Below are 20,481 nucleotides of genomic sequence, written 5' to 3' on the forward strand. Positions count from 1 at the left end.
TGCCAGAATCCGGTCCGCTTCACGTGCCCGGCCGCGACACCTCGGTCTCCTTGCTGGTGATCAACTCCAGCAGCACGGGAATGCCTTCCTGCGTCTTCTGGATGCCGCGCCTGATCGCGGGGATGATGTCCTCAGGTCTCGTCACCCGCTCGCCATAGCCGCCGAAGGCGCGCGCCATCGCGGCGTAGTCGCCGGAAATGTCGGTCGACCGGTATTTCTCGGTCGAAACCGGCATCACCTTCAATTCGATCGCCATCGAAAAATTGTTCAGCAGGATCGACATGATCGGAATGCGCTCGCGCACCGCGGTCTCGAAATCCATGCCGGTGAAGCCGATCGCGGCATCGCCCCAGACATTGATGCAGAGCTTGTCTGGCCTTGCGAGCTTGGCGCCCATTGCCAACCCAAGGCCGTAGCCGAGCTGCGTCGTCTTGCCCCAGCCGAGATAGGTGAGGGGCTCGACCGACTTCCAGAACGGCGAGAGCTGGTCGCGCGGGCTGCCGGCATCGTGGGTGATGATGGTGTTGCCGATGTCGACGGTGTGCTGCAGGTCCCATAGCACGCGATAGGGGCTCAAAGGCGCATCATTGCTGGTGAGCTTCGGCATCCATTTCGCCAGCCACTCCTTGTGCGAGGCCGCGATCTCGGCCGCGACCGCCGAGGCGTCCCGATCCGCGCTGACGGTCTTGCCGATCTCCTCCAGCAGCGCGTCGAGCACGAGCCCGGCATCGCCGACGAGGCCGATCCTGGCTTCCACGTCCTTGTTGAGATGGTTCGGATCGAGCGTCGAGTGGATGATGGTTTTGTCTTTGGGCATCGCGATGCCGAAGCCTGTTTCAGTGAAAGAGCAGCCGATGCCGAAAATGACGTCGGCCTCGGCCAGGAACTTCGGCACCGCGCGCGGCACGGCGAGCCCGCCGGAGCCGAGCGAGAGCGGATGCGTTTCCGGAAAGGACGATTTGCCCCCAAGGCTGGTGGTGACGGGAATGGCGAGCCGTTCGGCCAGCCGTTTCAATTGCGGCCACGCCTGCGCGTAATGCACGCCCTGGCCGGCATAGATCACCGCGCGCTTGGCGTTGACGAGCAGGTCGGCCGCCTCCTTCACATGAACGGGGTCAGCGCCGTAGCGGGTGCGCAGCACAGGCGTGTAGTTCAGCGGCTCAGGCACCTCTTCGTTCCACATGTCGGCGGGGATCTCGACGATGACAGGCCCGCCGCGGCCGTTCTTCAGCTTGGTGAAGGCGCGGCGAAAGATGTTGGCGACTTCCGCGGCGAGGATGATCGGTTCGGACGATTTCGAAAACGCCTTCATCGCCTCGCTGGAATTGAAGTTCGGCTCGATATGCGCAAGCCTGCGCTGATAGCCCATCGGCAGCACCAGCACGGGAACGGATTCGCCGTAGCATTGCGCGACACCGCCCATCGCGTTCTCCGCACCGGGCCCGTGCTGCATGCAGAACGCGCCGATCGAGCGTCCCGATGTCACCCGCGAGATCGCATCCGCCATGTGGATGCCGACGCGCTCCTGCCGCACCATCACGGGCCGGATATCGGCCTTGGCCGCATGCTCGATCAGATGATTGACCGGATAACCGCAGAGGATCTCGATCCCCTCGCGCTTCATGATTTCCGCAATCGCGGTGCCGAGCTTCATGGCGTTTCTCTCCCTGGGCAGGCCGGTTGGTCCGGCCGATTAGGGAAGAGAGGATCAGGAATCGGGGAAAGGGTAAAGCGCGGGCGATGAGAGTCGCGGTAGGTCAGCTATGCAGCAGGTTGCCGTAGCCCGGATGGAGCGCAGCGCAATCCGGGGCCGTTCCACCGGATATACCAATGACGAATTCGCCGCGCTCCATCCGCTACGACCGCTACTTGCAGCTTTGGCAGATCCTCAGCTTGCGTTTCAACGCCTCGTCTTCTTGATCGATCAATTGCTCAGCGGCGCCTTTAGCACCCGGATCGGCCCTGGAGCCCTTCGCCGTGCGTGACCTCACAGGCGGCACCACTTGGCTCGAGGTGTCATTGCCCTCGCCGGGGCCTACGCTGAAGCCATCGTAGTCGGCGGCCGGGTTCGGCGCCGATGGAAGCCCGCCGATCACCGGCGGCGAAGCTTCTCTGATGGATGCTGCCGGCGGAGGTCTGGAATTTTTGGCGCCCGCATGCGGCGGCGATGCATTGGGCGGAGAAAGCGAAACCGGCGGGGCGGCCGAAGTCTGTCCTCTTGCGCTGTCCTGCGACCAGACGCCGACAACGATGAGGCTGAAAGCCAGGAGCATCACGCTTCTCATCCGCATCCTTCAAGCAGCTGTGGTTGGTGGATTGACAGTGTGAAGCGTATCAGGACCCACATGGTCGTCAAAGCGCCGCAGCCTGGATTTCGCAGCCGGGAGTATAGTTCACAAAGCGTGACCGGCCCGCCGCACCAAGCCAGGCGCGGTGAAGTCAAAGAGGAATTTAACGCTTGCGCCCTAACTTGCGCTCGCCATGAGTGACCAGGTCGTCCACAGCGAGGTTCAACCGTTTTCGGCGCGTGCTGCGCTTCCCTGGCTGGTGAGCCTTGGGGTATATGCCCTGTTGCTGATTCTTGGACCGCGGCTGCTCAATGATCCCGACAGCTATTCGCACATCGAAGTCGGGCGCTGGATCATCGCGCACGGCATGCTGCCGGCGACTGACCCATTTTCCTTTTCGAGGCACGGCGCGCCCTGGATCACCTTCGAATGGCTCTCGGAGATCATCTACGCCGGTGCCTACGCGCTTGCCGGCTGGCAGGGCGTCCTCGTCGTCGCTGCCGCGGCGATAGCGCTCGCCTTTGGTTTGTTGACGTTCTTCCTGCTGCGCGAGCTTTCGCCGACCCAGACGCTGCTCATGGTGATCGCGGCCGTCATCCTGTTGGCGCCGCATATGCTGGCGCGGCCACACGTGCTGGTGCTGCCGCTGATGGTGACCTGGGCGGCTGCCCTGGTGCGCTGCATGGATCGTGGTGGGCCTCCGCCGTATTGGGCCCTTCCTCTACTGGTCGTGTGGGCCAATCTGCACGGCAGTGTGGTGCTGGCGCTTGGACTGATCGGCCCTGCGGGGCTCGAGGCGCTGCTGCGCGAGAAGCGTAGCGAATGGCCACGCGTGTTCCTGCAGTGGCTGCCGTTCACCGCGCTCGCGGTCGCGGCGTCCTGCCTGACGCCCTACGGGCCGGAACCGCTGCTGATGCCGCTGACGACGCTCGGCCTCGGCCCCGCGCTCGGTTGGATCGCGGAATGGCGGCCGCAGGATTTCAGCCACATAGGCTTCTTCGAATTGCTGCTGCTGGCCGGCATCTTCGCGCTCTCGCGTGGCGTGACGCTGCCGGTCGTGCGTGCGTTGGTCGTGATCGGCTTGCTGCATTTCGCGCTGGCCCAGATCCGCAATGCGGATCTGCTGGCCATGCTGGCGCCGCTCTATCTGGCGGCTCCGCTGGCGCGGACGTTCGGCGGACCGGTGGGAGAAGATGCTCCCGGCTCGTCACGCGGCCTGAACCTGGCCACGCTGGGTGTGTTGATCGTGGTGAGCGGGGCGACGCTGGCGCGTGACATACGACCGGCTCCGGCCATTACCCCTCAGGCTGCCATCGCTGAAGCCAACCTCGCCACGGCGGGGCACGTGCTCAACGATTATTCCTTTGGCGGCTATTTGATCTTTGCCGGCATTCCCACCTTTATCGACGGTCGCGGTGAACTGTACGGGGGAGCGTTCATCAACCGCTACAATCGTGCCCTGGCGCTGGTCGATCTCGGCGACTTTCTCAAGTTGCTCGACGAATACAACATCGGCGCAACGCTGCTCGCGCCGGGAACGCCGGCGATAGCGATGCTGGACCGGCTGCCCCAATGGCAGCGCGTCTACAGCGACGACGTGGCGGTCGTGCACAAGCGGCGAGATATGCCGCAAAAATAGATCAAGCGGTCCCGAAGGCGACGTATTGGCCGCCGAGCGGCACGCCGCTCAGGGTCGCTTCGAGGCGCCGTGCCGGCTTGGTGTCCCAGGGCAGCAGCAGGAAATGGCGCGCACCGATCTCGCGCAAGCCGCCGGCAGCCATCAATTTTCGGGTTTTACCCGCCCCGAGCAGGACGGCGTCCCGGTCGAACTCACAACGCGCGACGGCAAGGCGGGTCAGCGGGTTGTATGGATTGTGCTCGATGACGCAGACGAGTCCCCCGGGTCGCGTCACGCGCCGCATCTCGGCGATGAATTGCGCCCATTCGGCCGGCACGACGTGGTGCATCACGCAGACGGCGGTGACCAGATCGAAGCTGGCATCGTCGAAAGGAAAGGTGCGGCCGTCAAACTCACGGTAGTCGACCTTGCCGTTGTCAGCGCGTGCCTGCGCCAGGCTGGCCGAAGAAACGTCGATCCCACTCAAGCGGCCGACCATGCCGTGCAGCAGGGGATGAAGGCTGCCCACGCCGCAGCCGACGTCCAGCATGTCGGGCCTCTCCTTGTCGAGCCGCTGCGCGATCAGATTGCCCAGGAGATCGGCCTTGGCGCGCATGAAGAAGTGATGCGGCAAGCCGGAGAAGTCGATCGAGGATTGGACCACGTCACGGTAGTTGTCGTGATAACCGTCGAAGAGCTCGGTCATGCGCCGGCTCACTCGTTGACGGCGTGGATCGCGGGTGCGGCCGCCGTCTCGTTGCGGTCGAAGCCAGCGCGGGTCTGCACCACATAGAGCGGGCGACGTTTCACCTCGGCATGGATGCGGCCGACGTAAAGCCCCACGATACCCGTCATCAGCATGTTCATTCCACACAACAGGGACACGACGACCATCGTCGAGGACCAGCCGGTGACGAGGTGACGGTCGTTGCTGAGCCACAACAGGATCACCCAGCCGCCGTAGAGCAGTGCCAGACCCGAGACCGTCAATCCGCACCAGATTGCCAGGCGCAAGGGCAGATCGGAAAAGCCGAGCGCGGCGTTCATCGCGAGCCGCACCATCTTGAACAGCGGATATTTGGTCTCGCCCGCTGCACGTTCGAGGCGGTGGAAGGCGACCTCGGCCTGCCGGAAGCCGAGCCAGGCGATCATGCCGCGTACGAAGCGGTCCTGCTCCGGCATCTGCCGAAGCGCGTCGAGCACCTTGCGATCGATCAGGCGGAAGTCGCCGACATCGGCGGGGATGCCGACCGAGGACATCCTGCCGAGAAGCCGATAGAACAGATGCGCGGTCGCGCGTTTGAATCGGCTTTCGCCGTCGCGCGACAGGCGGCGGGCGTGGACGATGTCGTTGCCTTCCTGCCATTTTGCGATCAATTGCTCGATCACTTCAGGCGGATCCTGCAAATCGGCATCCATGACGATGATTGCTTCACCTTGCGCGGCGTCCATGCCGGCGGTGATGGCGATCTGATGCCCGAAATTTCGCGACAGGCCGATATAGCGAAAGCGCGGGTCGCGCGTGGCGAGCGCCTGTAGCACGATCGAACTGGAATCGCTGCTGCCGTCGTCGACGAAGATCGCCTCAGCCGGCCCGTCGAGCCGGGACAAGACCAGGTCGAGCCTGCGCAGCAGCACCGGCAACACGGCTTCCTCGTTGAACACGGGGATGACGAGGCTGTAGCGGATCGACTGGAAATTGGCCGCCATGCGAGAGAGTCCAACTCGTTGCAGGAGCGGAAGTCTATGCCGGGGGTGGTTAAGGTCGCCTTGCCACAACCGTTAAAGGATATGGGGAGCCGGGGTGGCTTCCAAAAAGCGGTGCGAATGGTGATGCCCGATTAACCACGCCGAGCAGCCGCGGCTTTGGCCCAGGACTTGCGACTTAGGGCTTGCGGCGGATCTTGTAGAGAACAAATCGCTCCGAGGTATCCAGCGCTTCCAGCAGATCCGGCAGTGGGTTTACGGCCCGCGGTCCGAGGACGTAGAGATAGTCGTAGTCCTGGGGCCAGGTGCTGACGAACGGCGGAACGCCAGCTGGCGGCCGGCTTGCCGCAATCGCGGTCAGCACGCCCAGCGGCATCGGCCCCCCGTAGGGAATGGCAAGGCGGCGCACGTCCTCGCGTGGCCGCACGGGCTGCTTGCCCGCTTCCGTAAATAGATTGGGCACGAACGCGTTGGCATAGTGCACGGCGAGCGTAGGCGCATAATACATCGGATATGAGGTGAGGTCGGCGAAGGGCGGGTCTCCATTGTCGTCCGTGCTGGCGACCAGGATGCGCGAGCCGCGATCGATCTTGTGGAACGACTCGACGATGGCCGCATAGTCGGTGCGGTAAGGCAACCACACCGCGAGCACGACGGCGAGATTGACCAGGATGATGCCACTGATCGCGGCGAGCGCTGCCATTCTCCATGTCCGGCTGGGCAGCGTAATAGAGCAGAAGGCCGGCAGGATCAGAGCCGCAGCGGGAATCACGCGAAGGTCGACGAACGAAGTTCCGAACAGCTTCGAGGGAATGACGACGTAGAGCAGCGCGAAGCCGGTCGCGAGCCAGATCCCGGCTGCTTCGAGCTTGAGGACGCCGCGTCTTGCGGCGAAAAACAGCGAGATCATCAGCGCAAGCCCGGTCGCAGCCGCGATCGTCAAATTGTAACCGTTCATGATGCGCAACGGCCAGATCGGCTTGAATCCGAAGAACCAGTTCGTTCCTTCGCTTCCGATCGATCCCGCAGTCATGCGCATGATCCCAAACAGGGCAAGCGCCGGTACGGCCAGCGCGGCGAGCCGCGCGGCGGCGACACCGTACGATATTCGCCCATGGCGGATGCGCGAGAGCTCGTAAAGGCCGAGCGTCGCGCCGTAGATGCCGAGGGAGAAGAAATGCGCCGCAAATAGCGCAGCGACGAAGACCATGTTGACGACGAAACGCAATGGCCATGGGCGTTCCGCGAGCATCAGATAGACGGCGATGCCGCAGAGAGCGAGGCCCAGTCCGAACTCGAAATTCACGAAGCCCCAGCTGAACGGTAGGCAGTAAAGGAACGCGAGCGCCGCAAAGCCGGCGAGATGGACCCGTCCCTTCCGCGCCCATTCGAGCAAGAGCGCGCCCCCAACGATCAGCAATTGACTCAGGAGCAGAAACAGCCGCGTGGCGTTCTCGACGCTGATCAGCCGCGCCATCTGCGGGACCAGCAGATCCATGCCAAGGTTGGGATAGAATGCCCAAGCCACTTCGTAATGCGGATTGGCGTTGGGGGTGCCGTTCTGGTTCAGAATATACATCCGGGCGAGGTGATTGGGATAGTCGACCATCGCGGGGATAGGGGTCAGCAGCACCGGAAGAAATGACACAGCCGCCAGGACAGCAAGAACGGTGATCGCCACCGATCGGTCCGAGCCAAGACCAGCCCGGATTGTCGAGGTCGGCTTGTCAGAAGAAATCATGTCATCGGGCCGCTGCAGTTTGAGCTTACGCTCTACGATGGCGCAACCGCCCGACACAACGCCATATTGCGAATTCGCGAAAATCAAGCTGGGTCGTCGCCGCATCGGAAGGAGGAGCCCGTCATCCGACGCGCTGCACGCGGACTTGTGCTGATGAGATTGCGGCGCGCCGGCAATGCCGGCTACTTGACCGCCGCGCCGACCGAGTTGAATTTGCCGCTCAGGAGTGCGCTGCCGGTGTTGTTCACGGCCGCGATGATCGCAAACGCGATGCCGGTGGCGATCAGACAATACTCGATGGCAGTGGCACCATTTTCATCGGCAAGAAATGACTTGAGCAAAGTCATCGTCAACTCCTGTTCATCCGTCCAACCTAGGCTGGTGCCGTTTTCGGAATGGTAAATTGATTCAGCAATTTTTCGCGGGCGCGTCAAAACCCAGGTGGATGGTCCTCACCTGCCGTTTGGTATGGTGTCACCGATTGACTTAAGGTTTCGTCACCCAATTCGGACGCATTTGGCGATATCGTCATCCCGTCTCAGGACGAGATCTGGCGTTCCGGCGCGGCCTTGCCGGGGCGTTTCAGCACCGTTGCCAGGCGTCCGACCAGATAGCTCACCGCGCATGGCTGCGCCCGCGCGGAGCTGCCGGCGAGGCTTTCTTCCTCGGCCGCGTCGTTGACGATGCCGATGTAGTTCTTTCTGGCGTCCTGCTGCTGCACGAGCCTGCAAATCCCGGGTTCAATCGAGGCGCAACAATGCTGCGCGGAGCGGGAAGCGTCGGTTAATTTTGCCTTCCGTAGGATTACGTGTCGTCCCCGCGACCGCGGGCAGACGCTGAAAGCGCGGGCTTGGCTTAACGGATTGTTGAGCCTGTTCTTGAGCGGGGCGCCGGCTCAGTCGCGCCGACCGTCCGCATTCATCGCCCGCAATACCGCGATGCGGGCGAACATCATCCAGCCGCCGCCGGTCTCGGCCGCGTTGATCAGGGTTTCGATCGCGGTCTGCCAGTGGCTCGCATGCTGCGTGTCCTCGGGCAGTCGCATGATGTGATCGGCAGCTTCTTGCAGCGTCCGCAGCTTGCGCCCGCCACGTAACGAAATGGGATCGTCGAATGCGGTCGACCAGGGCATGTCAGGTCGGCCGATCGACGAGGGGAGGCATCACGGCGTCGTCGCTGTGCGATGCTGCTAGCCGGCCTTCTTCGCCCGAGCCGGCGCGCGCACCGGCTTGTCGCCTTTTTTGGGAGCGGCTTTCGCAGCAGCGTCCTTGCCGCCCTTGCCGGCGATTGGCAGCAGCATCTCGCGCTGGCCTTCGACGCGCTTTTTCGGCTTCTTGCCCTTGAGGGCGTCCTTGGTCACATCCTTGGCCACTTTCGCCGCGGGGCCTGCGTCCTTCTCGTTCGCGATGCTCTTCTTCAGCGCGTCCATGAGGTTGATGACGTTGCCACCGGTCTTGGGCGCGGTCTTTGCTGCGATGGGCGCGCCGCTGCGCTTCTTGTTGATGAGGTCGATCAGCGCGGTCTCGTAGTGGTCCTCGAACAGCTCGGGCTCGAACGCGCCGGACTTCTTCTCGACGATGTGCTTTGCAAGGTCGAGCATGTCTTTGGTCAGCTTAACGTCCTGGATGTCGTCGAAATAGTCGTTCTCGCCGCGCACCTCGTAGGGGTAGCGCAGCAGCGTCCCCATCAGGCCGCTCCCGAGCGGCTCCAGCGCGATGATGTGCTCGCGGTTGGTCAGCACCACGCGGCCGATCGCGACCTTGTCCATGCTCCGGATCGTCTCGCGGATCACCGCAAAGGCGTCGTGACCGACCTTGCCATCGGGCACGAGATAATAGGGACGGATCAGATAGCGGCTGTCGATGTCGGTCTTCGGTACGAACTCGTCGATCTCGATCGTGTGGGTGGAGTCCAGCGCGATGTCGTCGAGCTCGTCCTTGGTGACCTCGATATAGGTGTCGGTGTCGACCTTGTAGCCCTTGACGATGTCCTCCGAAGTCACCTCGTCACCGGTCTCGGCGTCGACCTTGAGGTACTTGATCCGGTGGCCGGTCTTGCGGTTGATCTGGTTGAACGAGACCTTCTCGGTATCCGAAGTGGCCGGATAGAGAGCGACCGGGCAGGTCACGAGCGACAAACGCAGAAAACCCTTCCAATTGGCGCGGGGGGCCATGGGCTACTCCAAACGCAACGGGGACAGAAGACGAAGATACCATCGGGGAACACCGAATCATAGCAAGGCGGATCGCTGAATCTTGCATCTGCGTTAACCGGCCGCCCGGCGCGCGGTTGCAGCCTGATCCGGCTGCAAAGGCCGGAACATCATATCCGATCATGCGTTGCCACGGGACATTCCGCCGCGAGGAGTCGCAGCCATCCGACGCGACGGCCAGAAATTGAGGTCACCATGGCAACCACGCGAGACCAACGTCAGATCGTGGAAACTCCGACCGAGGCGCGCCAGGGCGAGCCCGGGCCGTCGGTGGCGGCGCTGCTCGCCATATCCACCGGGCTCGCGATCCTGATCCTCGCGGTCATCTGGTTCGTTTTCTTCCGGACCTGATCGGCAGATCGACCGGACGGTTCGCACCTTCCGACTCGCCGCGTAACGCGGCACATTGCGCCCGCCAGGCCGCCGGTTCGTCCGGTGGCCTGGCGGGCGCAGTGCGTTGATCGCGAACAGGTCGGATATGACCAAAAAGTAACGCGGCCGGTTCCCCGTGTTCATATTCAGTTCACGCCGGAATTGCTCATCTGTGCGGGTGTTCATGCGGCCTAATTCTGGAGAGAAGCGTGCGCCTGCTCGTCGTTGAGGACGACCCCGATCTCAATCGCCAGCTTACCAAGGCGCTGACCGACGCCGGCTATGTCGTCGATCGCGCCTTCGACGGGGAGGAGGGGCATTATCTCGGTGACAACGAGCCCTACGACGCCGTGGTGCTCGACATCGGCCTGCCGAAGAAGGACGGCATCTCGGTGCTGGAAGCCTGGCGGCGCAACGGCCGTACCATGCCGGTCCTGATCCTCACCGCGCGTGACCGCTGGAGCGACAAGGTCCAGGGCTTCGATGCCGGTGCCGACGACTATGTCGCAAAGCCGTTCCACCTGGAGGAGGTGCTGGCGCGCATCCGCGCGCTGCTGCGCCGCTCCACCGGCCACGCCCAGAGCGAGCTGAGCTGCGGCCCCGTCACGCTCGACACCAGGACCGGACGGGTCAGCGTGTCGGGTAATCCCATCAAGATGACGTCGCACGAATATCGGCTTCTGGCCTACCTGATGCACCATTCGGGGCGCGTCGTGTCCCGCACCGAACTGGTCGAGCACCTCTACGACCAGGACTTCGACCGCGACTCCAACACCATCGAGGTCTTCGTCGGCCGCATCCGCAAGAAGCTCGACGTCGACATCATCCAGACTGTCCGTGGCCTCGGCTATCTCCTGACCCCGCCGACCCCCGGCGCTTGAAGCGTGGTGTCTCGGACTATCTTGTCTAGACGTATCTTGGCTTGACGGGCGGCCCGGCAGAGGCCTTGTTCGGGTCATGAGTTCCGACGCCATGCCACCCCGCGCCTCCGGGATCATTCCGATGCCCGCCAGCTCGCTCGCGAACCGCCTGTTTCTGTCGGCGACCGCGTGGCTCGTGGTGATCCTGGCCATCACCGGCGTGGTGCTGTCGTCGGTCTACAAGAACGCCACCGAGCGCGCCTTCGACCGCCGGCTCAATCTCTATCTCCGCACGCTGATCGCCGAGGTCGCCACCCCCGACGAGCCCCCGGACCGCCAGTTCCAATCGCTCGGCGAGCCTCTGTTCGAGCTGCCGTTGTCCGGCTGGTACTGGCAGATCACGCGGACCGACACCGAAAAGCCGGAGGTGCGCTCCTCGCGCTCGCTCTGGGACAAGAAGCTGCCGAAGCTGGAAGAGGAGGGCACCGAGCTTACCGCCGCCGGCATCCGGATCGCTTATGTCGACGGTCCCGAGGGACAGAATCTGCGTATGGTGGAGCGGCCGGTCGATCTCGGCGCGGACGGCAAATTTCTCGTCAGTGTCGCCGGCGACGACACCGAGATTTTCGACGAGACGCGCAGTTTCGATTACTACCTCGGCGGCACCTTCACCGCGCTCGGCATCGTGTTGCTGCTGACCACCGTGTTCCAGGTCCGCTTCGGTCTCGCGCCGCTCAAGCGCATCTCCGAATCCATCGCCGACATCCGGTCCGGGCGGGCGGAGCGGCTCGAGGGCGAGTTCCCGGTCGAGATCGCGCCGCTGGCGCGCGAGACCAACGCGCTGATCGACGCCAATCGCGAGATCGTCGAGCGCGCACGCACCCATGTCGGCAATCTCGCCCACGCCATCAAGACGCCGCTCTCGGTCATCGTGAACGAGGCCGGCGCGCATGCCACCGATCCGTTCGCGGCCAAGGTGATGGAGCAGGCCGACGTGATGCGCGACCAGGTCGCCCATCATCTCGAGCGCGCGCGCATCGCGGCGCGGGTCTCGGTCGTCGCGACGGTGACGGAGGTTGCACCGGCCATCGAGGCACTGCGGCGGACCATGGAGAAGATCCACCGCGGCCGCGGCATCGTGGTCGAGGCCGAGGCCGATCCGTCGGCGAAATTTCGTGGCGAGCGGCAGGATCTGGAGGAGATGGTCGGCAATCTCGTCGACAACGCCTGCAAATGGGCGGCCTCGCGGGTCTTCATCGAAGTTCTGGTGGAAGCGCCGCATCAGGCGAGCAGCGGTCCGCGGCTGCATATCATCGTCGACGACGACGGCCGCGGCCTGTCGGAGGCCGAGCGCACCCAGGTCTCACGGCGCGGCCAGCGGCTCGACGAATCCAAGCCCGGGTCGGGGCTGGGGCTGTCGATCGTGACCGAGCTCGCTGCGCTCTATGGCGGCAGCCTCTCCCTCGGCCGCGCACCGACGGGGGGCCTGCGGGCGGAGCTGGTCCTCCCCGGAATATAATCCCTTGTTCCGACGCGACTATTCGGCCTGCGGCACACCGATCCGGACGAAACCAGGGGTATTCGGAGCGACTTCCTAAACGGCTTCTTAAGTGGCCCCACCTATGATCGAGCAGGACGGACCCCACGTCCGCCATTTTACCGTTCATTACCCGGGCGCATGAGCCAGACATCGATCGAGCGGCTGAGGGACTATCTCGCGCAGCTCCCGCCGCAGGCGCAGGCGCTGTTGATGCGGGAGTTCGAGCGCGCGCTCGAGCGCGGTCAGGACACGGCCGTGGCAACCCTCGTGCTCGACCAGCTGCGCAAGATTGTCCGCAAGACGGAAGCCGACGAGGCCCCACCGCCGCGTACGGACGATCTGTCGCGGCTGCTGTTCCAGGTGCTGGAACCATTCCTCGTCGAAGCAGGCGCCCCGATCCGGGCCGGGCAGATCCGCCGCTCTTCGCTGGCTCCGATCTGGCAATGGCTCGGCCGCGACGGTGCTCCGGCCAAGCTGAATGAATTCGAGGCGGCGCTGGCGCGCATGCCGGCCGACAGCTCAGGGCAGGTCGAAGCGCTGGCCTCGAAGCTCCAGGCGGTCGCTGCGGATGCCATCTTCGAGCTGACGGGACCGGGCGGGGGTGACAAATCGCGTGCGCTCGCACGCGTTGGTCCGCCCAACGTGATCGAGGACCTCTATTCGACCGGGGCGGTGCTTGCGGTCCGCGACGCCATCGCCACCTTGAACGAGAAGCTGCCGCGCTCTTTGCGCGCCTTCGGCGATGCCCAGATCGCCTCGGTGACTGCGGCGCTCAACATTCCCGTCCTCCAGACGCCGCAGATGCTGCCCTTCGCGCTCTCCATCGTCGTGCAGCGGATGACCGCGCCGTGGCAGATCATCCGCCTCGCCATCAAGATTGCCGCGTCCGACGACGAGATCCGTGTCGCGGCAACGCCCTATGGCGTCGCGGTCACGATGGCGCTGCATGACCTGTCCTGCGTGGCCGCCATCCTGCGCATGGACATCAAGCGCGGTCATTTCGACAATGTCGCCGGCAATCTCAAGACGCTGCACGACGGCGTCCGAGGCCTGCGTACCGAGCTCGACCTGCGCAACGACTCCGCCTGGGGCAAGCAGTTGACCTCGATCCGGGCCGACATCTCCAACGCGCTGCAATCCGAGATCGACAGTGTTCCCGGCCGCGTCCGCCGCATCCTGCGCCAGCGCGCCGAGAAGGACATTCCGCCGGGCGCGCGGATCGACAGCACCGAGGTCGAGGAAACCGTGGCGCTGATCGATTTCGTCGCGACCTGTCGCAATTATGCGAGCGAGCTTGCAATCAACGAGGTGACACTGCGCACCTATTCCGACCTGCAGCAATATGTCGAGCGTTCGACCGAGCAGCTGGTGCAGTCGCTGCGCGGCGCCGATCACAAGGTCCGCACCTATCGGCAGCAGCAGGTGCAGGCCGCGATCCGCTTCTGCCAGGTGCTGTTCGGGGATGATTATGCCTCGCTGATGAGCCGCGCCGCGGAGAACGCGGCCACGGGCGAGCGCAAATCGTCGCGCGCGAGCTGATCCAGGCGCATATTTCAGCACACAATTTCAGGTTGACGGTGTCGGTGGCTGGCCCTACGGTCGCCGTGCAACTTTCTGATATTTCTATCTGTGGGCGCATGAAATCCGTTATCAGTTCCATCGAAATCGAAAATCGCGTCGTCGTTGCCAAATATCAAAGGCTGATGGTAGGCGCGAAGGTGGTGCTGGTCGAGAAGGCAAGCGGTCGGCAGCTTCCTGAGACCGTCACCAGGGTTGCATCGCCCGTTCCCGTCGGGGCGTTGCGCATCAGATTGCCCGACGCTATCGAGCCGGGAACATACTTCCTGAAGGCCTTTAACGGGCATGGCGAGGACGCCGCTCAAAGCGCGGACTTCGAGATCGGCTAAGCCGTTGGATTTTCACCGTTTCGGGACTGTGCGCGGTCGCGCCGAATTGACAATTGTCAATTGCCGCATCGTCCGGCCGTGGTGTAAAGCGACCTGTGGGCGCGGCTTGCGCGCTGCCGGAAGCTTGCCAGATGACGCTATGGTTCGTGTTCGCGCTGATGACGGTCGCGGCGATCTTCGCCGTGCTTTTGCCGCTCGGCCGTAGCGGACGCGCGCAAAATCAGGGCAGCGAAGTCGCGGTCTACAAGGACCAACTCGCCGAGATCGAGCGTGATCTTGCCGCAGGGCTGATCGCAGCGCCCGAAGCCGACGCCGCGCGCGTCGAGGTCAGCCGCAGGCTGCTCGCCGCGGCCGGAAGCGAGCCCGCAACGGCACCGAAATCCAGCCTCAAATGGCGCCGCGCGGCGGCCGTGTTGGCGCTTGCCGGCCTGCCGCTGGTTGCGATTGGTGTCTATGTGCCGCTCGGCTCGCCCAGGCTTCAGGACTTTCCGCTGGCGCAGCGGGAGCGCGGATCCGGGTCCGGCATGGCGCAGTCGCTCGAGAATCTGGTCGTACAGGTCGAGCAACATCTGGAAAAGAATCCAACCGACGGGCGCGGCTGGAACGTAATCGCGCCCGTGCTGGAGCGGCTCGGCCGCTTCGACGACGCCGTGCGCGCCTATCGCAACTCGCTCACCTACAATGGCGAGAGTGCGGAGCGCCGGTCCGACCTCGGCGAAGCGATCTCGGCCGCCGCCGGTGGCGTCGTGACCGCCGAAGCCAAGACCGAGTTCGAGCGCGCGCGCGCGCTCAGCGCGGATGATCCGAAAGCGAACTACTTCCTCGGTCTCGCCGCCGAGCAGGACGGCCGCAAGGACGACGCCGCCAATATCTGGCGAGCGCTGCTGGCGAAAGCGCCGGCGGATGCGCCGTGGCGCCCTCTGGTGCAGAGCTCGCTCGCGCGAGTCGGCGGCGGTGGCGCTACGATGCCGGCGCTGTCGGATGAGACCCTCGCGGCTTCCAAGGACATGAAAGAGGGCGATCGCAACGCCATGGTTCGCGGCATGGTCGAACGGCTCGCCACGCGCCTCAAGCAGAATGGCGACGACGTCGAGGGTTGGCTGCGCCTGGTGCGCGCCTATCTCGTCATGGGTGATCGTGACAAGGCGGTGGGGGCATCGACCGATGCCCGCCAGGCGGTTGCCAACGATGCAGCGCGGTTGCGCCAGCTCGATGAAGGCCTCAAGACACTCGGGCTCGACGGATGACGATGTCAGGACGAGACGGGCAGGGAATGGATACGCCATGACGCGCAAGCAGCGACGTATGACCATCATCGGCGGCTCGCTTGCCGTGCTCGCGCTCGCGGCCGCGCTGGTGCTCAACGCACTGCGCGACTCCATCGTGTTCTTCTCGACGCCGACCATGGTCGCCGAGAAGCACGTCGCGCCCGGCAAGCGGTTTCGCCTCGGCGGCCTGGTGCAGCCCGGCTCGCTCCAGCGCGGCGACAATCTCGCGGTGACCTTCGAGGTCGCCGACGGTGGCGCAAAGCTTCCGGTCGCCTTCAAGGGCATTTTGCCTGATCTGTTCCGCGAAGGGCAGGGCGTCGTCGCCGAAGGCGCGCTCGACGCCGATGGCGTGTTCAAGGCCGACACCGTGCTCGCCAAGCACGACGAAACCTACATGCCAAAGGACGTCGCCGATGCCCTGAAGAAGCAGGGGCATTGGAAGGATGATTACGGCGCCAAAGCTTCCGATGGCGTCAAGCCCGCGGCCACAACCGCGCAGGGCAATTCGCAGGGAGCAGTGCGGTGATCGCGGAGTCAGGACATTATGCGCTGGTGCTGGCGCTCGGACTGGCACTGATCCAGTCCATCGTGCCCCTGATCGGCGCGCGACTGCGTGATGACGCGCTGATGAATGTGGCGCGGTCCACCGCGCTGGCGCAGCTCCTGTTCGTCGGTGCGTCGTTCGTCGCACTGGTGATGCTGCACGTAGAGTCGGATTTCTCGGTCGTCAACGTCTACGAGAATTCCCACTCCATGAAGCCGCTGCTCTACAAGATCACCGGCGTGTGGGGAAACCATGAAGGCTCGATGCTCTTGTGGGTGTCGATCCTTGCGCTGTTCGGCGGATTGGTGGCCGCCTTCGGCAACAATCTGCCGCTGTCGCTGCGCGCGCATGTGCTGGCCGTACAGGCGTGGATCGCCAGCGCATTCTATCTCTTCATCCTGGTGACCTCCAACCCATTCCTGCGCATCGCCAACCCGCCGATCGAGGGACGCGATCTCAATCCGGTGCTTCAGGACATCGGTCTCGCCGTGCATCCGCCAATGCTCTATCTCGGCTATGTCGGCTTCTCGATCTCGTTCTCCTTCGCGATCGCGGCGCTGCTGGAGGGTCGGATCGACGCAGCCTGGGCGCGCTGGGTGCGGCCGTGGACGCTGGTCGCCTGGATCTTCCTGACGCTCGGCATCGCCATGGGTTCGTACTGGGCCTATTACGAACTGGGTTGGGGCGGCTGGTGGTTCTGGGACCCGGTCGAGAACGCCTCGCTAATGCCGTGGCTTGCCGGCACCGCGCTGCTGCATTCGGCGCTGGTGATGGAGAAGCGCAACGCGCTGAAGGTCTGGACCATCCTCTTGTCAATCCTGACCTTCTCGCTATCGCTGCTCGGGACCTTCCTGGTGCGCTCGGGGGTCATCACCTCGGTGCATGCCTTCGCGACCGATCCAACCCGCGGGGTGTTCATTCTCCTGATTCTCTGCCTGTTCATCGGGGGCAGCCTGTCGCTGTTCGCCGGGCGCGCGACGTCGTTGAAGCAGGGCGGCCTGTTTGCGCCGATCTCGCGCGAGGGCGCGCTGGTGCTGAACAATTTGCTGCTCACGGTCGCCTGCGCGGTGGTGCTGTTCGGCACACTCTATCCGTTGGCGATGGAGATGCTCGCCGATTTCAAGATGTCGGTCGGCGCGCCGTTCTACAATCTCACCTTCGCGCCACTGTTCGCGCTGTTGCTGCTCGCCGTGCCGTTCGGGCCGATGCTGGCATGGAAACGCGGCGATCTGCTCGGCGTCACCCAGCGTCTGCTCGCGGCAGGCGTAGCCGGGCTCGTCGCCGTCGCCATGGTCTGGGGCTGGGCGCGCGGCGGCAGCGCGCTCGCGCCATTGGCAATCGGACTTGGCGTCTTCGTCATTGCCGGCGCAGCGACGGATCTGGCCGAACGAACTGGTTTGTTTCGCCTGCCGTTCGCGACGACGCTGCATCGTGCCCGCGGTCTGCCGCGCTCGGCCTGGGGCTCGGTATTTGCGCATGCCGGCCTCGGCGTCGCGTTGATCGGGATCGTTTGTGAGACCACCTGGAATAGCGAATATATCGCGACCATGAAACAAAACGACGTCGCCCATGTCGCCGGCTATGACGTCAAGCTGGATGGCCTGTTTCAGCGTCAAGGGCCGAACTTCCACGAGATGATCGCCGAGTTCAACGTCAGCAGTGACGGCGAGAAGCTCAGCGTGATGACGCCGTCCAAGCGCAGCTTCACCACCCGCGGCTCCTCGACCACCGAGGCCGCGCTGCTGACGCGCGGCGCCAGCCAGCTCTACATCTCGCTCGGCGACGCCACTGCCGAGGGCGCCATTGCCGTGCGCATCTATCACAAGCCGCTGGTGCTGCTGATCTGGTGGGGGCCAGTGCTGATGGCATTCGGCGGCGTGCTGTCGCTGTCGGACCGGCGCCTGCGGGTGGGTGCGCCAAAACCGGCGCGGGCCAAGCAGCGCCTGCAGCCGGCGGAGTGATCCGATGCGCCGAATGATGGTCGCGTTCGTCGCGCTGCTGCTGCTGGCCTTACCTGCGGCGCATGCCGTGCAGCCCGACGAGATCATGTCGGACCCTGCGAAGGAGTCGCGTGCACGCGACTTGTCGCGCGAGCTGCGCTGCATGGTCTGCCAGAACCAGTCGATCGACGATTCCGATGCGCCGCTCGCGCGCGATTTGCGGCTCCTGGTGCGCGAGCGCATCGCGGCTGGCGACAGCAATTCGCAAGTGCTCGATTTCCTGGTTGCGCGCTACGGCGAGTTCGTGCTGCTCAAGCCGCGCTTCGAGCGCCAAAACATACTGCTGTGGCTGCTCGCGCCGCTGCTGCTGATTGGCGGCGGCCTGGCGTTATGGCTGCAAATCCGCCGGCGCTCGCGAAATGGTGCAGACGTCCCGGCTCCGCCGCTCTCGCCGGAGGAAGAGGCGCGTCTCGCCGCATTGATGGCGGATGAAGCCAAGTCTCACTAGCTGCGTTGCTGCGCGCATGAAGTCGGCACTGCGCGGGCGTTTATGGAACTTCGTTAAGTTCCTACAGGCTCGCTACTTTCGGCCGCGATAAACTGCCGCATCCACATTCTCCGTTCATTACAAAAGTTTAACCCCGCCGCCAGCGCACGGTAAGGCGGCAGCCCCCATCTTCAGGTTCGTAAGGTGCCGCCGTCAGGTACCAAATGGATTTCAAGGCCTTGGAGATCTCTGCATGACCGACCGTTCCGACCTCTCGAACCTTCCGTCCTACCGGCAGCCCCGCCCGTCGATTTTCTCGGCCCGCAAGTTCGCGCTGATGGCCTCGGTCGTCGCCGGCCTCGGTGCCGCCGTCTATGGCTTTGGCCCGTCGACCTCGCCAGCTGATCTGTTCTCGACCCCGGCGCATGCGCAGGTCAACAACGAGGTCCGCAAGGTCGAGCGTCCGATCGGCTTCGCCGACATCGTCGAGCGCGTGAAGCCGTCAGTGATCTCGGTGAAGGTCAACATCAAGGAAAAGACCGCGAGCAATGATGACGGCGATGACGCGCAGTCGCCGTTCCAGCCGGGCTCGCCGATGGAGCGATTCTTCCGCCGCTTTGGCGGTCCGGACGGCATGCCGGGCCTGAAGGGTGGTGGCGGTCGTGGCCGCGTCGTGCAGGGCCAGGGCTCCGGTTTCTTCATCTCGGCTGATGGCTTTGCCGTGACCAACAACCACGTGGTCGACGGCGCCGACAAGGTCGAAGTCACCACCGACGACGGCAAGACCTACACCGCCAAGGTGATCGGCACCGACCAACGCACCGACCTCGCCCTGATCAAGGTCGAGGGTAGCTCGAACTTCCCGTTCGCGAAGCTTGCCGACGGCAAGCCGCGGATCGGCGATTGGGTGCTCGCGGTCGGCAACCCGTTTGGGCTGGGCGGCACCGTGACTGCGGGCATCGTCTCAGCCAGCGGCCGCGACATCGGCAACGGCCCCTACGACGATTTCATTCAGATCGACGCGCCCGTGAACAAGGGCAATTCCGGCGGTCCGGCTTTCGACACCAACGGTGAGGTGATGGGCGTCAACACCGCGATCTACTCGCCCTCCGGCGGCAGCGTCGGCATCGCGTTCTCGATTCCCGCGAGCACCGTGAAGAGCGTGGTGGCGCAGCTCAAGGACAAGGGCTCGGTCAGCCGCGGCTGGATCGGCGTGCAGATTCAGCCGGTGACATCCGACATCGCCGACAGCCTCGGCATGAAGAAGGCCGAAGGCGCGCTGGTTGCCGAGCCGCAGGCGAATGGTCCGGCGGCCAAGGCCGGCATCGAGTCCGGTGACGTGATCACGTCGGTCAACGGCGAATCGGTCAAGGACGCGCGCGAACTCGCCCGCACCATTGGCGGCCTGGCGCCCGGCGCGACCGTGAAGCTCAACGTGCTGCACAAGGGCCAGGACAAGGTCGTGAACCTCACCCTCGGCCAGCTGCCGAACACGATCGAGGCCAAGGCCGACATCGACAAGGACAGCGGCAAGGGCGCGAGCCGTGGCACTGATGTGCCCAAGCTCGGGATGACCGTCGCGCCCGCCGATTCCGTGGCCGGCGCCGGCAAGGAAGGCGTCGTGATCACCGAAGTCGATCCGAAGAGCGCGGCTGCTGAACGCGGCTTCAAGGAAGGCGACGTGATTCTCGAAGTCGGCGGCAAGAGCGTGAGCACCGCCGGCGAAGTCCGCGACGCCATCAACACGGCGCGGACCGACAACAAGAACAGCGTCCTGATGCGGGTGAAGAGCGGCGGCCAGTCGCGCTTCGTCGCCGTGCCCATCGCCAAGGGGTAACCAAGGGCCAGGCCTCAGGAGGCCTCCGAGATGAAGGGTGTCGCCGGCATCAGTCGCCCCCGCCGACGGCGCCCTTCGGGGGAGCAGCGCAACGTTTGCTTCCCCTGTCTACCTTCCGGTGGAATACGCCCCCCTCCGTCGGAAGGCCTAGGGCGGTGAA

At 64.3% G+C, this 20,481-nt stretch carries 20 protein-coding genes; 12 read left to right on the forward strand and 8 right to left on the reverse strand.

Annotation, left to right across the window (positions count from 1 at the left end):
• Window positions 1–19 precede the first annotated feature (19 nt).
• A complete protein-coding gene (locus tag ABIB80_RS11920) occupies window positions 20–1,675 on the reverse strand; it encodes a thiamine pyrophosphate-requiring protein (RefSeq protein ID WP_354127618.1) in 1,656 nt (551 codons plus the stop codon).
• Between the two features lie 440 nt (window positions 1,676–2,115).
• Here ABIB80_RS11920 and ABIB80_RS11925 point away from each other — a divergent pair, with 440 nt between their 5' ends.
• Both ABIB80_RS11925 and ABIB80_RS11930 read left to right on the forward strand, forming a co-directional pair.
• Complete coding sequence (locus tag ABIB80_RS11925; RefSeq protein WP_157158568.1) at window positions 2,116–2,328, forward strand: hypothetical protein; 213 nt, start codon at window positions 2,116–2,118, stop codon at window positions 2,326–2,328.
• A 153-nt stretch (window positions 2,329–2,481) separates the two neighbouring features.
• A complete protein-coding gene (locus tag ABIB80_RS11930; protein ID WP_354127468.1) occupies window positions 2,482–3,927 on the forward strand; it encodes a hypothetical protein in 1,446 nt (481 codons plus the stop codon).
• A gap of 1 nt (window position 3,928) precedes the next feature.
• Here ABIB80_RS11930 and ABIB80_RS11935 read toward each other — a convergent pair whose 3' ends face one another.
• The 7 genes from ABIB80_RS11935 to ku all read right to left on the reverse strand — a co-directional run bounded on the left by ABIB80_RS11935 (window position 3,929) and on the right by ku (window position 9,527).
• Window positions 3,929–4,612, reverse strand: coding sequence for a class I SAM-dependent methyltransferase (locus tag ABIB80_RS11935; RefSeq protein WP_007593418.1), 684 nt, complete (start codon window positions 4,610–4,612; stop codon window positions 3,929–3,931).
• A gap of 8 nt (window positions 4,613–4,620) precedes the next feature.
• Entirely contained in the window at window positions 4,621–5,616 is a 996-nt protein-coding gene (locus tag ABIB80_RS11940) for a glycosyltransferase family 2 protein (protein ID WP_354127469.1), read from the reverse strand.
• Between the two features lie 175 nt (window positions 5,617–5,791).
• Window positions 5,792–7,354: a hypothetical protein gene (locus ABIB80_RS11945; protein WP_219680766.1), complete on the reverse strand. Its 1,563-nt coding sequence runs from the start codon at window positions 7,352–7,354 to the stop codon at window positions 5,792–5,794.
• A 182-nt stretch (window positions 7,355–7,536) separates the two neighbouring features.
• The gene (locus ABIB80_RS11950) at window positions 7,537–7,701 is read right to left on the reverse strand and encodes a Flp family type IVb pilin (protein WP_007593411.1); all 165 of its coding nucleotides are present in this window, start codon (window positions 7,699–7,701) and stop codon (window positions 7,537–7,539) included.
• Between the two features lie 191 nt (window positions 7,702–7,892).
• Window positions 7,893–8,075: a hypothetical protein gene (locus ABIB80_RS11955; protein WP_007593409.1), complete on the reverse strand. Its 183-nt coding sequence runs from the start codon at window positions 8,073–8,075 to the stop codon at window positions 7,893–7,895.
• A 174-nt stretch (window positions 8,076–8,249) separates the two neighbouring features.
• A complete protein-coding gene (locus ABIB80_RS11960) occupies window positions 8,250–8,486 on the reverse strand; it encodes a hypothetical protein (RefSeq protein ID WP_007593407.1) in 237 nt (78 codons plus the stop codon).
• A gap of 57 nt (window positions 8,487–8,543) precedes the next feature.
• Complete coding sequence (gene ku, locus ABIB80_RS11965; RefSeq protein WP_007593405.1) at window positions 8,544–9,527, reverse strand: non-homologous end joining protein Ku; 984 nt, start codon at window positions 9,525–9,527, stop codon at window positions 8,544–8,546.
• A 234-nt stretch (window positions 9,528–9,761) separates the two neighbouring features.
• On the opposite strand from ku, the gene ABIB80_RS11970 reads away from it, so the two are divergent.
• The 10 genes from ABIB80_RS11970 (at window position 9,762) to ABIB80_RS12015 (ending at window position 20,321) form a co-directional block, all read left to right on the forward strand.
• Window positions 9,762–9,917: a hypothetical protein gene (locus ABIB80_RS11970; protein WP_007593402.1), complete on the forward strand. Its 156-nt coding sequence runs from the start codon at window positions 9,762–9,764 to the stop codon at window positions 9,915–9,917.
• Window positions 9,918–10,147: 230 nt separating this feature from the next.
• Entirely contained in the window at window positions 10,148–10,819 is a 672-nt protein-coding gene (locus ABIB80_RS11975; RefSeq protein ID WP_007593400.1) for a response regulator transcription factor, read from the forward strand.
• 121 nt (window positions 10,820–10,940) lie between these two features.
• Window positions 10,941–12,317, forward strand: a complete 1,377-nt coding sequence (locus ABIB80_RS11980; protein ID WP_354127470.1) for an ATP-binding protein — start codon at window positions 10,941–10,943, stop codon at window positions 12,315–12,317.
• Window positions 12,318–12,476: 159 nt separating this feature from the next.
• Window positions 12,477–13,877 carry a hypothetical protein gene (locus ABIB80_RS11985; RefSeq protein WP_354127471.1) on the forward strand — a complete coding sequence of 467 codons (1,401 nt, stop codon included), beginning with the start codon at window positions 12,477–12,479 and terminating at the stop codon, window positions 13,875–13,877.
• Window positions 13,878–13,975: 98 nt separating this feature from the next.
• Window positions 13,976–14,245: a hypothetical protein gene (locus ABIB80_RS11990; RefSeq protein WP_007593394.1), complete on the forward strand. Its 270-nt coding sequence runs from the start codon at window positions 13,976–13,978 to the stop codon at window positions 14,243–14,245.
• 131 nt (window positions 14,246–14,376) lie between these two features.
• Window positions 14,377–15,492 (forward strand): c-type cytochrome biogenesis protein CcmI, encoded by a 1,116-nt coding sequence (ccmI, locus tag ABIB80_RS11995; protein ID WP_007593383.1) that lies wholly within the window; start codon window positions 14,377–14,379, stop codon window positions 15,490–15,492.
• A 37-nt stretch (window positions 15,493–15,529) separates the two neighbouring features.
• The gene (gene ccmE / locus ABIB80_RS12000) at window positions 15,530–16,039 is read left to right on the forward strand and encodes a cytochrome c maturation protein CcmE (RefSeq protein WP_354127472.1); all 510 of its coding nucleotides are present in this window, start codon (window positions 15,530–15,532) and stop codon (window positions 16,037–16,039) included.
• Complete coding sequence (locus tag ABIB80_RS12005) at window positions 16,036–18,018, forward strand: heme lyase CcmF/NrfE family subunit (RefSeq protein ID WP_354127473.1); 1,983 nt, start codon at window positions 16,036–16,038, stop codon at window positions 18,016–18,018. Before ccmE ends, ABIB80_RS12005 begins: the two co-directional genes overlap by 4 nt.
• A 4-nt stretch (window positions 18,019–18,022) precedes the next feature.
• Window positions 18,023–18,505, forward strand: coding sequence for a cytochrome c-type biogenesis protein (locus ABIB80_RS12010; protein ID WP_354127474.1), 483 nt, complete (start codon window positions 18,023–18,025; stop codon window positions 18,503–18,505).
• A gap of 232 nt (window positions 18,506–18,737) precedes the next feature.
• A complete protein-coding gene (locus ABIB80_RS12015; protein ID WP_354127475.1) occupies window positions 18,738–20,321 on the forward strand; it encodes a Do family serine endopeptidase in 1,584 nt (527 codons plus the stop codon).
• Window positions 20,322–20,481: the final 160 nt, after the last annotated feature.

The sequence above is a fragment of the Bradyrhizobium sp. i1.15.2 genome (assembly GCF_040548425.1).
Taxonomy (GTDB): Bacteria; Pseudomonadota; Alphaproteobacteria; order Rhizobiales; family Xanthobacteraceae; genus Bradyrhizobium; species Bradyrhizobium canariense.